This window comes from Nocardia anocheti (genome assembly GCF_029675105.1).
Lineage (GTDB): Bacteria > Actinomycetota > Actinomycetes > Mycobacteriales > Mycobacteriaceae > Nocardia.
Window position 1 is genome coordinate 52,355 of the sequence record NZ_JAQQFV010000013.1, and the last position, 12,652, is coordinate 65,006.

Annotated in this window: 12 protein-coding genes; 8 read left to right on the plus strand and 4 right to left on the minus strand. The window is 70.1% G+C overall.

All coding sequences use genetic code 11. The features are described 5' to 3' along the window. Positions 1-6 precede the first annotated feature (6 nt). Positions 7-1,323 (minus strand): type III PLP-dependent enzyme domain-containing protein, encoded by a 1,317-nt coding sequence (locus QC180_RS28155; protein ID WP_278265876.1) that lies wholly within the window; start codon positions 1,321-1,323, stop codon positions 7-9. 92 nt (positions 1,324-1,415) lie between these two features. Between QC180_RS28155 and QC180_RS28160 the strand changes: the two genes are divergently transcribed. The 4 genes from QC180_RS28160 (at position 1,416) to QC180_RS28175 (ending at position 3,908) form a co-directional block, all read left to right on the plus strand. Then, entirely contained in the window at positions 1,416-2,459 is a 1,044-nt protein-coding gene (locus tag QC180_RS28160) for a sugar kinase (RefSeq protein WP_278265877.1), read from the plus strand. Beyond that, positions 2,456-3,226 (plus strand): IclR family transcriptional regulator, encoded by a 771-nt coding sequence (locus QC180_RS28165; protein ID WP_278265878.1) that lies wholly within the window; start codon positions 2,456-2,458, stop codon positions 3,224-3,226. Before QC180_RS28160 ends, QC180_RS28165 begins: the two co-directional genes overlap by 4 nt. A gap of 5 nt (positions 3,227-3,231) precedes the next feature. Next, positions 3,232-3,642, plus strand: coding sequence for a RidA family protein (locus QC180_RS28170; protein ID WP_278265879.1), 411 nt, complete (start codon positions 3,232-3,234; stop codon positions 3,640-3,642). A 98-nt stretch (positions 3,643-3,740) separates the two neighbouring features. Continuing rightward, positions 3,741-3,908 carry a hypothetical protein gene (locus QC180_RS28175; protein ID WP_278265880.1) on the plus strand — a complete coding sequence of 56 codons (168 nt, stop codon included), beginning with the start codon at positions 3,741-3,743 and terminating at the stop codon, positions 3,906-3,908. 7 nt (positions 3,909-3,915) lie between these two features. Here the strand turns inward: QC180_RS28175 and ppc are convergent, their stop codons facing one another. Both ppc and QC180_RS28185 read right to left on the minus strand, forming a co-directional pair. Continuing rightward, a complete protein-coding gene (ppc, locus tag QC180_RS28180; protein ID WP_278265881.1) occupies positions 3,916-6,687 on the minus strand; it encodes a phosphoenolpyruvate carboxylase in 2,772 nt (923 codons plus the stop codon). A gap of 47 nt (positions 6,688-6,734) precedes the next feature. Next, positions 6,735-7,292: a sugar O-acetyltransferase gene (locus tag QC180_RS28185; protein WP_278265882.1), complete on the minus strand. Its 558-nt coding sequence runs from the start codon at positions 7,290-7,292 to the stop codon at positions 6,735-6,737. A gap of 92 nt (positions 7,293-7,384) precedes the next feature. Here QC180_RS28185 and QC180_RS28190 point away from each other — a divergent pair, with 92 nt between their 5' ends. From QC180_RS28190 to QC180_RS28205, 4 genes are all read left to right on the plus strand, one after another. Next, positions 7,385-8,023 (plus strand): TetR/AcrR family transcriptional regulator, encoded by a 639-nt coding sequence (locus QC180_RS28190; RefSeq protein ID WP_278265883.1) that lies wholly within the window; start codon positions 7,385-7,387, stop codon positions 8,021-8,023. Between the two features lie 80 nt (positions 8,024-8,103). After that, complete coding sequence (locus QC180_RS28195; RefSeq protein WP_278265884.1) at positions 8,104-9,489, plus strand: lipase family protein; 1,386 nt, start codon at positions 8,104-8,106, stop codon at positions 9,487-9,489. A gap of 160 nt (positions 9,490-9,649) precedes the next feature. Next, complete coding sequence (locus QC180_RS28200; RefSeq protein WP_278265885.1) at positions 9,650-10,276, plus strand: hypothetical protein; 627 nt, start codon at positions 9,650-9,652, stop codon at positions 10,274-10,276. Further along, a complete protein-coding gene (locus QC180_RS28205) occupies positions 10,273-11,607 on the plus strand; it encodes a hypothetical protein (RefSeq protein WP_278265886.1) in 1,335 nt (444 codons plus the stop codon). The genes QC180_RS28200 and QC180_RS28205 overlap by 4 nt, the downstream gene beginning before the upstream one ends. Positions 11,608-11,620: 13 nt before the next feature. Here the strand turns inward: QC180_RS28205 and QC180_RS28210 are convergent, their stop codons facing one another. Beyond that, complete coding sequence (locus tag QC180_RS28210; RefSeq protein ID WP_278265887.1) at positions 11,621-12,643, minus strand: hypothetical protein; 1,023 nt, start codon at positions 12,641-12,643, stop codon at positions 11,621-11,623. Between the last annotated feature and the right edge of the window lie 9 nt (positions 12,644-12,652).

Here is a 12,652-nt window from a genome sequence, read left to right on the forward strand (position 1 = left end):
CATCCGTCAGAAGAAGGTGCGGATCAGCTCGCGCACGCGGGGCCGCTCGGCGTCGGCGTCGTCGATCAGCGGGATGAGCCGCCACTTGTCGAAGGCGGTGCACGGATGCGACAGACCCAGCCGCACCACGCTGCCCACGGGCAGGTCGGTGGCGCTCGCGCCGGGTAGGCGCAGGAAGGTGTGCTGGTCGTTGAGCGCGGTCACCGTCGTGCCGGGCGGCAGCGGCTCGCCGCCGACGACGCGTTGCGGGACCGGCAGGCCCTCGTCGAACGGGAAGTCGCGCTTGCCGCCGTCGAGTAGCGCCAGCTCCGGTTCGGGCCGGGAGACCACCCGCGCCCAGCCATGCATGGCAGCCCGCAGGCCGGGCGTCACCGCGGGCGCGGTGAGCGGGGAGATGCTCGCGTAGAAGCCGTCGTCGTGGATCAGATACGCGCCGCTGCGCAGGACGACGGTGGTAGCGCCGTCGGCGGTGGCCAGACCGGCCAGCGCGTCGACGACCAGTTCCGGATAGGCGCTGCCCCCGGCGGTGACGATCGCGGGGCCGGAGTAGGTGCCCGCGGCGAGCAGTTCGGTGTGCAGGGTGGCCAACTCGGTCAGATAGTCGCGCACGGCCGCCAACCCCGCCGGGCCGCGATCGTGGGCCAACGCCCCCTCGTACCCGGCGACCCCGGCCAGCGTCAGCCGCTCGCTCGCCCGGATGGCCGACGCCACCGCGTGCGCTTCGGCCCTGGTGCGGGCGCCGGTGCGGCCGTGCGGGCCGCCGAGTTCGACCAGCACCCGCACCGGCGGACCGGGCGGTGCGGTGCGCAGAATCGCCGTCATGGCCGCGACGGTGGCCACGCTGTCGGCCCAGCAGTAGAACCCGAACTCGGGGTCACGCGCGGATTCGGCGGCGGCCCAGGACAATCCGACCGGATCGACCAGCGTATTGGCCAGCATGATCCGGCCGACGCCGAACGCGCGCGCCAGCTGCGCCTGCCAGCCAGTGGCCAGGGTGATCGCCCACGATCCCGCCATGAGCTGCTCGCGCCACAGCTGCGGGGCCATGGTGGTCTTGCCGTGCGGGGCGAGCGCGACCCCGGCGACGGCCGTCCACTCGGCCATCACCGCGAGGTTGGCGTCGAGCCGACCGCGATCGAGGGTGAGCAGCGGGGTCTGCCACTGCCGCAGTTCCGGCGCGGTGCCGACGTACTCGCGCACGCGCTGACCCCAGGCCGCGGGCGGGACGCTCTTGTCCTGCGGACCCAGCACCCGATCGGCCAGCCCGTCCACCGCGTCGTCGTCGATGATCACAGCGTCCCTTCGGTCATGTCGCCCATGCATTGCATAATTTGCAATGCAAGTTGCACTGAATGTTTCTGCTCGTTATTGTGCATCGAGACCACTGTGACCGCAACCACGAAAGGGCGACAGAGGTGACGCAGGCCATATCGGCACCACTCCGGGCGGTCACCGTCGGCGAGGGGCTGGCGGTGCTGATCGCCCGGCCGGGCCCACTGGAGCTGTCGGATCTGTTCGAACGCGGGGCGGGCGGCGCGGAGGCCAATGTGGCGGTGGTGCTGGCCCAGCTGGGGGTGTCGGCGGGCTGGCTGTCGCGCGTCGGTGACGACGGGTTCGGCCGCTACCTGGTGACCCAGCTGGCCGCGAGCGGCGTCGACGTCGGCGCGGTCACGGTGGACCCGGAGCGACCCACCGGCCTCTACGTCAAGGAACGCGGCGGCGGCTCGGACGCGGCCGAGGACCTGCCCGCCCGCGCCAGCCGCATGCACTACTACCGCGCGGGCTCGGCGGCCAGCGCCCTGTCCCCCGCCGACCTGGCCACCCCGGCGGCCCGCGCACTGCTCGACCACGCCGACCTGGTGCACTTCACCGGCATCACCCCCGCCCTGTCCGCCTCGGCGAGCGCACTCACCCACACCCTGCTGACCAGGCCGCGGCACGGCACGCTCGTCAGCTTCGACCTCAATTACCGTCCGGCGCTGTGGGGTTCCCGCCTGGACTGCGCCGCCGACGACCTCGCCGCCCACATCCGCGGCGCCGACGTGGTACTGCTCGGCGCCGACGAGGCCGCCGACCTGTTCGGCACCGGCGACCCGGCCGAGCTGCGCGCCACCTTCCCCGAACCCGCCCAGCTCGTCGTCAAGAACGACCGGCACAGCGTCACCGGATTCGACGGCGACACCGCGATCGAGGTCCCCGCGCTCACCCTCGACATCACCGAGCGGATCGGCGCCGGTGACGCTTTCGCCGGTGGCTACCTGGCGGCCCTGCTGCACGGCGCCGACCCGCGCACCCGCCTGCGCTACGGCCACCTGTGCGCCGCCGCGGCCCTCACCGCACCCGGCGACGCGGCGAAACTGCCACCGGCACAGGAACTCCGACGCCTGGCCGCCCTGCCGGAGGCCGCCTGGGCCGCACTGCGCTACCCGCGGGTAATGGATGGGACGATCGAGTCATGAGCCAAAGCGTGTCGCGCGCCCTGACCATTCTCATCGCCCTCGGCGAGAACTCGCAGTCCCTCGACGAGTTGGCCGGGCGGCTCGGCGTGCACAAGTCCACGGTGCTGCGCCTGTTACAGACCATGCAGGCCGAACGGTTCGTGGTGCGCGACGCCGCGCACCGGTACTCGCTGGGCACCCGGATGTTCGAATTGGCCAGTCACGCACTGGAGAACCGCGATGTGCGCACGGTGGCGCGCCCACACCTGAGCGCGCTGGGCGCCGCCACCGGGCAAACCGTGCACCTGGCCGCCTACGAATCCGGCGACGCCGTCTACATCGACAAGGTCGACGCCGAACAGGCCGTGCGGATGTATTCGCGCATCGGCAGACCGGCGCCGCTGCACTGCACCGCGGTCGGCAAGGTCCTCGTGGCCGCGCTGCCCCGCGCCGAATGGCCCGCCGTCGCCGCGCGGTTGGACTACCACCCCTTCACCACCCGCACCCTGCGCACCCCCGAGCAGTACCTGGCCGAGCTGGAACGCGTCGCCGCGCAGGGCTTCGCCGAGGACCACGAGGAACACGAGAGCTTCGTCAACTGTGTGGGCGTGCCCGTGCGCGACGGCATCGGCGAGGTCGTCGCCGCGGTCTCGGTCTCGGTGCCCGACGTGCTGCTCGACCACGATCAGGTGCTCGCGCTGTTGCCCCAACTCCGGGCGAGCGCCGACGCCATCTCCGCCGAACTCGGCTGGGCCCCCCGCCGAGACATCCCCGCGAGGAAAGGCTGACCCCCATGTCCGACAAGATCGCCGTGCGCACCACCGACGCGCCCGCCCCCGCGCACATCTTCTCCCAGGGCGTGCGCAAGGGTCCGTTCGTCCAGGTCTCCGGACAGGGCCCGGTCGACCCGGCCACCAACGAGTACCTGCACCCCGGTGACGTGGCCGCGCAGACCACCCGCACGCTGCGCAATGTCGCCGCGATCGTCGACGCCGCGGGCGCCACCTTCGACGACGTGGTGATGCTGCGCGTCTATCTCACCAAACGCGAGGACTTCGCGGCGATGAACGAGGCGTACGGCGCGTTCGTCACCGAGCACACCAGCACCGGCGTGCTGCCCGCGCGCACCACCGTGTTCACCGGTCTGCCGCGCGCGGAGATGCTGGTGGAGATCGACGCGCTCGCGGTGGTCACGGACCGGTAGCGGCCGGAATTCGCCGTGATCCGGGCCCCGGAGCGGCGGGGATATGCTTCTATGGGCAATCCCCTTGCCCGGGGTACCGCACTATCGAGGACGTACCTATGTTTGCCAAGACCGCTCGCCCGCTCGCCATCGCCGCGCTCGCCCTGTCCGCCACCGCGCTCGGCGCCGGAACCGCCTCGGCCGCCACCGCGCAGCCCGTCGTCGGTTCGGTCGCCATCTGCGCCGGTATCCCGGTGGGACCGATCACCGTCAGCGTGTGCCTGTAGTAGCGCGCTAGCCCGAGTTGCGCAGGGCGGTGGCCAGGCCGTTCATGGTGAGCAGGATTCCGCGCTTCACCAGTTCGGAGTCGTCACCGCCGCGCAGCCTGCGCAACAGATCCACCTGGAGCTGGTTCAGTGGCTCCAGGTAGGGGAAACGATTGTGGATCGACTCGGCCAGCGACGGGTTGTCGCTGAGCAGTTCGGCGTGGCCGGTGACCGCCTCGTACATCCGGACGGTGCGGGCGTGTTCGTCGCGGATCATGCCGAAGATCTCCGCGCGCAGCTCCGGGTCCTCGACCAGTTCGGCGTAGCGGGCGGCGATGTCGAGATCGCTCTTGGCCATCACCTGCGCGAGGTTCGACAGCACCGTGCGGAAGAACGGCCAACGGTGATAGAGCTCGGTGAGCCGGGCCAGCTTCGCGGAATCGCCGTCGACCCAGTCCTCGAGCGCGGTGCCGGTGCCATACCAGCCCGGCAGCATCACCCTGGCCTGACTCCAGGCCATCACCCACGGAATGGCCCGCAGATCCGAGACCGAGTTGGTGGGTTTGCGCGAGGCGGGACGGCTGCCGATATTGAGATCGCCGACCTCGGCCACCGGGGTGGACTGGCGGAAGTATTCGACGAAACCCGGGGTGTCGTGCACCAGGCGCGCGTAGGCGGCGCGGGCGCGGGCGGCGAGATCGTCGAGCAGGGCGTAAGCCGGTTCGGCGTCGTCGCCGAGGCCCTCCACGTCCAGCAGCGTCGATTCCAGGGTGCCCGCGATCAGTGATTCCAGATTGCGGTGTGCCGCACCCTGTTCGGAGTATTTGGCGGCGATCACCTCGCCCTGTTCGGTGAGCCGCAGCGACCCGTGCACCGCGCCCGCGGGCTGGGCGAGGATGGCGTCGTAGCTGCGTCCGCCACCGCGACCGACGGTGCCACCACGACCGTGGAACAGCCGCAGCCGGATGCCGGTCTCGCGGGCCACCTCCACCAGGTCCAGTTCGGCGCGGTACAGCGCCCAGTTGGCGGCCAGGTACCCGCCGTCCTTGTTGGAATCGGAGTAGCCGAGCATCACCTCCTGGCGCATCCCCGCCGCCGCGACGAGCTCGCGGTAGACCGGCACGTCCAGCACCGCCGACAGCGTCGCCGCGCCCGCGCGCAGGTCCTCGATCGTCTCGAACAGCGGCACGATGCCGACCGGGCAGCTCGGCGCGCCCTCGGCGGTGCCCGGATCGAGGATGCCCGCCTCTTTGAGCAGCAGCGCGGCCTCGAGCATGTCGCTCACCGAGGTGCACATGCTGATGATGTAGTTCGGCACGGCCGCCGCGCCGAAGGTGTCGATCACGTCCTTGGCGGCGCGCAGCACACCCAGTTCCTTGGTGGCCAGCTCGCTGAGCTGCGCGCGCGGACCCAGCAGCGGCCTGCGGGTGCGCAGTTCGTCGGCGAGCAGGGCGACCCGCTCGGCCTCGGACAGACTCGCGTAGTCCGCGTGCGCGCCGGACCAGGCGAGCAGTTCGGCCACGACCTGCTCGTGGACCTCGGAGTTCTGCCGCATGTCCAGACCCTGCAGGTGGAAGCCGAAGGTCTCGATCGCATGGCGCAGGGCCGCGAGCCGGTCGTCGGCGAGCAGGCCGTCACCGCTGGCCCGCATCGACACGTCGACGGCGTCGAGATCGTCGAGGACGGCCTGCGGGGTCGGATACGGTTCGGCCGCGGTATCCAGCCCGCTCTCCGGCAGCACGCCGAGCGCGCGGCGGGCAGTGGCGCTGAGGCGGGCCCGGATCGCGTGCAGCGCACGGCGATACGGTTCGTCGGCGAAGAACGCCGGGTCCTCGTATCCGGCCCGGGCGAGCGCGGCGACCGCGTCGCTGACCGGCACCAGCCGACCCGACTGCGACAGCGACTTCTCCAGCTCGACCAGCTCGTCGAGGTAGCGGCCGAAGGCGAAACCGGCGGCCTGCTCGGCGGCGGTGTGCACCACCTCGGCGGTGACATACGGATTGCCGTCGCGGTCGCCGCCGATCCAGGAGCCGGGGCGCAGGATCGGTCGGGCCAACAGGTCGGCCTCGGGCCAGCGGTAGCGCAGCGCGGCGCGAACCTGGGCGTTGATCTCGGGGATCACGTCGTAGAGGGTGAGGTCGTAGTAGCGCAGGCCGACGGCGATCTCGTCCTGGATGCGCAAGCGCGCCAAGCGGATCAGCGCCGTGCGCCACAGCGTCAGCACAGCGCGGCGGATGCGCAGTTCGCTCTCGCCGTAGCCGGGGTCGCCGGGGTCGAGCCTGCGGCGCAGGCGCATCAGGCCGGTGATCTCGGACTGCACGTCGAAGACGGTGCGCCTGCGGGTCTCGGTGGGGTGGGCGGTGATCACCGGGGAGACCAGCGCGTCGGCCAGCAGCTCGCCCACCGTCTCGCCGTCGAGTTCGGCGGCGTCGAGTTTGGCGTAGGTGGCGGCCAGCGAGGAGTCCTGCGGCGGTTCCCCGGCCGCGACGTGCACGGCGCGGCGGCGGTCGCGCTGGAGGTCCTCGGCGAGATTGGCCAGCAGCACGAAGTAACTGAACGCCCGGATCAGCGGGATGGCGACCTCGGTGGGTGTGCCGTCGAGCATGTCGGCGACCGCGCTGCGTTCGACCTCCTCGCGCCGCACCCGGAACGCCTCGATGCGCACCCGTTCGATCAGGTCGAACACCTCAGGGCCCTCGTGGTCACGAATGGTGTCGCCCAGGATGCCGCCGAGAAACCGGATGTCCTCGCGCAGCGGCCGGGTCGCTTCCTGTTCCGTCTCGATCCGCGCTTCGCCCATGGACAGACAGTATTGCCGCGCGGCCACCGGCGCGACCCGGCGACGCGCTACAGCGAGCGGATCACTCTGGCGGGGTTCCCGGCGGCGAAGACGCGGTCGGGCAGGTCGCGGGTCACCACGCTGCCCGCGCCGACCACCACGTCGTCACCGATGGTCACCCCGGGACACACGATCACCCCGCCGCCGAACCAGGCGTTGTTCCCGATCCGGATGGGCGCGGCCGATTCCCAGCGCTGCCTGCGCTTGTCGTGGTCGTCCATCGGATGCAGGGCGGTCAGCAGCTGACAGCGCGGGCCGATCGAGCAGTCGTCACCGATGACGATGGGCGCGCAGTCCAGCAGGATGGCGTCGTAGTTGAGGAAGCTGTGGGCACCGATCTCGATCAGGTAGCCGTAGTCGCACTGCAAGCGCGGCATGATCCACGAGCCCTCGCCGATCTCGCCGAGCAGATCGGTGAGCAGCGCGTTGCGTCGGTCGGTCTCGTCGGGGCCGGTGCGGTTGAACTCGTCGCAGAGTCGTTGTGCCTGTTGCCGTTCGGCCACCAGTTCCGGATCGTTGTCCCGGTACAGCTCCCCCGCCAGCATCCGCTGCTTGTGCTCACCCATGCGGCCGAGTCTAGGGCGCGGGCGGCGCGGCTCGGCGTCGCCGCGGGTGTCTGGGCCAGTCCGTCCGGGGTCGTGGTCAGTAGGGTCGAGGCGTGAAACCGGCGCGCACTCGACACAACTACACCGGCACCTCGGTCGCCGAACGGCAGGTCGAGCGCCGGGCGCTGTTCATCGAAGCCGGGCTGAGCGTGTTCGCGGAGAAGTCCTACGCCAACAGTTCGCTGACCGATGTCTGCGCGGCGGCGGGACTGTCGCGGCGGCAGTTCTACGAGCTGTTCGCCGACCGCGAGGAACTGCTCGTAGCGGTCTACGACAGCGTGCAGGGCCGGGCGCGCGCGGCGGTGGCCGAGGCGCTGGCCGCGAGTGGGTCCACCGATCTGCGCACGTTGGTCGACGTGGCCATCCGCGCCTACACCCAGGCCATCACCGCCGATATCCGGTGCGCCACCGTCGCTTTCGTGGAGATCGTGGGCGTGAGCCCGGCGGTCGAGGCGCATCGGGCGGGCATCAGGGACCAGTGGGGCGAGGTGGTCCAGGCGATCGCGGCGGGCGTGCCGGACGCGCGCACACCGCCCGGTGGCTGGCGGGTGGCGATGTCGGCCTTCATCGGCGCGGTCAACGGTGCCGTGCACCAGTGGAGCCTGGACGATCCGCGTCCGCCCGTCGACGAGCTCGTCGAGGTGTTCTCCACCCTGCTCAACGCCCTGACCTCGGACGCCCAACCTCGCTGATTGCGATCTACGCCACACCCGTGCCATAGTAGCCCTCATTGAGACGGTGCCGTCTCAAATCACGTGAGGACTGAGCACGCATGACATCTCCTACCGTTGCGCGGTGGCTGGCCCTGGTCACCGGTGTGATCGCGGTGAGTTCGGCCGTCGTGGCAGGCCCGGCCCCGGCCGAGCCGACGGGCATCGCCCCCGCGCCGGTGATCCCGCTCCCGCCCGAGCTGGACCCCGGCTTCTACCTTCCGCCCGCCGACGTGGTCGCCGCGACCGCGCCGGGGCAGATCATCGCCGCCCGCCAGGTCACCGTCGCCGACTTCGGCCTGCTGCCGATCGACGTGGACGCCTGGCAGGTGTCCTACCGCTCGAACAACAGCCGCGACGAGGCCATCCCCGCGGTGGCCACGCTCATCAAGCCGCGCGGCACGGCGGTCGAGCCGCGCAAGCTGCTGTCGGTACAGCTGGCCGAGGACTCGACCGCGGGCTACTGCGCGCCGTCCTACGCGCTGCAACATCTCTCGGTGGCGCCGGTCGCCGGACAGATCGTCGTCCCGGCCGAATTCCTGTTCGCGCAGGCCGCTCTCGCGCAGGGCTGGGCGGTCGTGGTTCCGGATCACCAGGGCCCGAACTCGGCCTACGCCGCCGGTCCGCTGGCGGGCCGGATCACCCTCGACGGCATCCGCGCGGCGACCCATTTCGCCCCGCTCGAGGCCGGACCGGACGCCCGGGTGGGCCTCTACGGCTACTCCGGCGGCTCGATCGCGACCGGGCACGCCGCCGAACTGCACGCCTCCTACGCGCCCGAACTGAACATCGTCGGCGCCGCGGAAGGGGGTGTCGGCGCCGATCTCGGTGCCGCGCTGCGCATGGCCAACAACCAGGCCACCTCGGGTCTGGTCTTCGCGGCGGTGCTGGGCCTCACGCGCGAATATCCCGACTTCGCCGCCTATCTCGACCAGCGCCTCGACCCGGTCGGCAAGGGCCTGTCCGCGATCAAGTCGCCCCTGTGCGTGCAGTACCAGTCGGCGCTGCTGCCGTTCCTGAACATGATCGGCATGATCTCCTCCGACGGCGACCCGCTCGACGACGCGCCCGTCGCCGCCATGCTCGCCGACACGAAGATGGGCAGGACGGTGCCCGACATACCGATGTTCCTGTGGCATTCGGCCTGGGACGAGATCCTGCCGCTCTCGGCCACCGACACCCTGGTCGACACCTACTGCCGCGACCCGAACACCTCGCTGAGCTACACCCGCGACCACGCCAGCGAACACATCGTCGCCGAAGTCGTCGGTGGTCCGTCCGCCCTGCTGTGGCTGCGCGAGCGCCTCGACGGCATCCCCGCCGCCCCCGGCTGCACCATCAGCGACGCGGCCACCATGGCCGCCACCCCGGGCGCCCTCGAATTCCTCGGCGACACCCTCGCCGCCAAATTCGCCACCCTCTTCGGCACGCCCCTCGGCTCCCGCTGAGCGCCTCCGCAATCCCCCTGGCAGCTCCCTCGTCGCCGCCAGGGGGATTGATGGTCATTTGCCCAGTTCGCGATCGAATCTTCGGATATACATCTTGACGTAGAATGTCACTCTGTTTCAGACTCCTCCGGATCGTCGATTCCGGACAGGAGGTGACCCGTTGACCGACAGCGCGCGGGCAGCACTCGAGATTCTTCGCGATGCGAGCCAGTTCAAGTGGTACGTCATTCCGCTGTTGTTACTGGTCATCTACGCCTACGCGGTGGAGGTCGAGCGACGGAACTGGAATGTCTTCTTCGCGGGGCTGGCGTTGTGGGGCATGGACTGGTTCAACGAGATCTGGAACGCGCTGGTCTTCCACGGCACCGGCCGGGCTCCGGTGTGGGGTGCCGTCGGGCCGACGGCCTATCAGATACTGATCGGGCTCAATATCGAGATCTGCTTCATGTTCGCGATCATGGGCATCGCGGCCGCGAAGATGCTGCCGCCGAGGGACACCCGCATTCTGGGGATGCCGAATCGGCCGGTGCTCGTCGCGGTCAACTCCGCGGCGGCGGTCGGGGTGGAGATCGCGCTCAGCAAGGCGGGCGTACTGACCTGGGAATGGTCCTGGTGGCAACCCGGATTCCCGTTCCTGATCTTCGCCATCGGTTATGTCCCGTTCTTCGCGATGTGCTTTCTCGTGCACGACCTGGAGAGGGTACGGACCAAGGCCCTCGTGGTGGGTGCGATCTTCGGGGTCGACGCGCTCGCGTTGGTCGTCTGCGGCGCGGCAGGGTGGCTGTGAAGCGGCGGGGCCGCGCGGCGCTCGCGGTGGCGGGGTTGGTTGTCGCGGGCCTGACGGTACCGTCGGCGGGTGTCGCCGATCCGGGATGCGTGCTGATGGGGACGGTCGGGACCCCGGAGATCACCGTCGACGAGTCCACCGCGGGCCTGGACGCGCTGGCGCCCGCCACCATCGAGCTGCCGGATCAGGTGTACCTGCGCGGTACCACCGAATCGTTCGACCGGCGCTGGAGCTTCGCCACCCGTGGCGGGCAGATCTACGCCAAAGAGGCCGCCGCCCAGGGCGGTTGGCGGCAGCTGGATCTCCCCGGCTGCCTCTCCGGCCGGATCGCTGGAGTCTCCGCCGACGACGACGAGCTGATGGCGATCGACCGCGACGGCCGATTCTTCACCATGGACCGCGCGCTCAGCGCACCGAAGGACTGGAACTGGAGCGGGCGCTACGGCACACCGCTGTGGACCGGCCCCGGCAACACGCTGCCGCCGGGCGCGCTCACCTGGTCGTGGTCGGTACTGTCGCCCGGGGAGGACCACGTGTGGCGGGACACCGCGGGCAACGACCATCCGGTGGGCGGCGCGAAGGTCTCCCACGTCTTCGCGCTGACTCACGACGGTACCCGCATCCAGTACGTGGACCCGTGGCTGCCGGTCGATCACAGCTACGAGATGTCCACGCCGCTGGGTGGGCGCTTCCGCGGCATCGCCCTGTCCACCAGCGCCTCGACCTCGCTGATCGTCAACCAGTACGGTGACTTCTACACGCGCCTCTACGATTTCGACATCTCCGGCGCCGACAAGGTCTTCTTCCGCTACTCCTACGACGACCAGCGTGGCCTGCCCGAGGCGCCCGACATGCTCGCCGAGCGGATCGACGCGCGCTACGCCGCCATCCAGTTGCCCGCCCCCGGCTGGGTCCGTCAGCCGAAGATCCCCGGGGAGATCACCGATCGGCTCTCCATCCATCGCACGGGTCCGGGTTCCGACGCCACACCCGGTGGTCTACGGGCCGAGATCACGTCCTTCGATCTCGCGGTCTCGCCCACTCCGCTCCGGCTCACCTTCCCGGACGGCACCGCGCGCGAGCTGCTGTTGCACACCGTCGACGGCCTGCGCCAGACACCCCAGCAGCCCGGAATCACCGCGCAGCCAAGGGTTTTCGATGGAACCGTCGAGGTCGCGCCCGGACTGTTCGATGATCCCTCGCTGTCGGACACCGCCCGCGACATCCTCCGCGACGCGGTGCGCGATCACCGCTTCATCGACACCCCGGTCGTCGTGACCGACACCGCGTTCCGGGTGGAGACGTGGAATCTCACACTGATCCGTACCTGACCGCGAATCAGACTCAGGCCGGGGTGAGGATGGCGAGGACCTGGTCGGAGAGGAAGAAGGGCTCGAGGCGTTCGCGGAGGAGGCCAGCCAGGACGCCGTTGCGCTTGGCGGCTTCGATGACGGCGGGGCCGTAGCGCAGGATCTCGGTGCTGATGTCCTCGGCGGTGAGGCCGAGTTCGGGGAGCATGGCCGAGAGGGTGCGGTCGCTGTACTTCGCGTAGAAGACCTCGACGCATTCGCGCACCAGCAGGCCGAAGTACTCCTTCTCGCGGGTGGTCACGGCGATCTCGTAGCAGATCTGGACCAGCTCGTTGAGGTCCTTCTGGGTGAGGTATTCGCGCAGACCGGCGACGGGCTCGTCGGCGTGCAGGTCCCAGAACTCCATGGCCGCCGAGTGCACGGGGGCGTCGCGCAGCATGTCGCGGATGGCGTTGTTGGTGCGCTTGAGCGCGAACAGCGCGCCCTTGCCCGCGAGATCGCCGACGAAGGTGCTGTCGGCGACCTTCTTGGCCTTGTTGGCCGCCGACTGACCCAGCGACATCAGCGAGGAGACGCCCGGGATCTTCTCGGCGCGTTCCCGATTGGCCTGCACGAAGTCGCCGATCAGCTTGTCGACGAACCGGGAGGCCACGGTGGCGACCAGCGGGCTCTCGGTGAGCCGGTCCAGAATCCGCTCCTGGGCCTGGTGCATGCCGAAGATCTTCTCCAGCAAGGCTTCCACCGGCTCGCGGTCGACGACGTCACCGAGGGTGTACTCGGTGTTGGCGGCGATGTGGTCGTAGATGGCGTCGGAGAAGATGCCGACGGTATCGGCGATGACGGGGCTACCGCCGATGCGGTCGAAGACCGTCGCGACGGTCTCCTCACCCTGTTCCAGGGAGACCACGTCACCGAAGACGATGGTGTCGCCGACGGCCAGCACCGCGGCCACGTCGCGGGCGATCACCTCGGCGAACCGTTCGCCGGTGACCTCGCCGAGCAGGAATTCCACCTGCGCGTCGAGCAGTTGTTCGGCGATCTGGCGCGCCTGTGTCATCGTCGGGTC

Bases quoted from the DNA above. Each gene is read 5' to 3' on its own strand.
- QC180_RS28155 (WP_278265876.1), bottom strand. From the start codon at position 1,323: ATGCATGGGCGACATGACCGAAGGGACGCTGTGATCATCGACGACGAC.
- QC180_RS28165 (WP_278265878.1), top strand. From the start codon at position 2,456: ATGAGCCAAAGCGTGTCGCGCGCCCTGACCATTCTCATCGCCCTCGGC.
- QC180_RS28170 (WP_278265879.1), top strand. From the start codon at position 3,232: ATGTCCGACAAGATCGCCGTGCGCACCACCGACGCGCCCGCCCCCGCG.
- QC180_RS28175 (WP_278265880.1), top strand. From the start codon at position 3,741: ATGTTTGCCAAGACCGCTCGCCCGCTCGCCATCGCCGCGCTCGCCCTG.
- ppc (WP_278265881.1), bottom strand. From the start codon at position 6,687: ATGGGCGAAGCGCGGATCGAGACGGAACAGGAAGCGACCCGGCCGCTG.
- QC180_RS28185 (WP_278265882.1), bottom strand. From the start codon at position 7,292: ATGGGTGAGCACAAGCAGCGGATGCTGGCGGGGGAGCTGTACCGGGAC.
- QC180_RS28195 (WP_278265884.1), top strand. From the start codon at position 8,104: ATGACATCTCCTACCGTTGCGCGGTGGCTGGCCCTGGTCACCGGTGTG.
- QC180_RS28210 (WP_278265887.1), bottom strand. From the start codon at position 12,643: ATGACACAGGCGCGCCAGATCGCCGAACAACTGCTCGACGCGCAGGTG.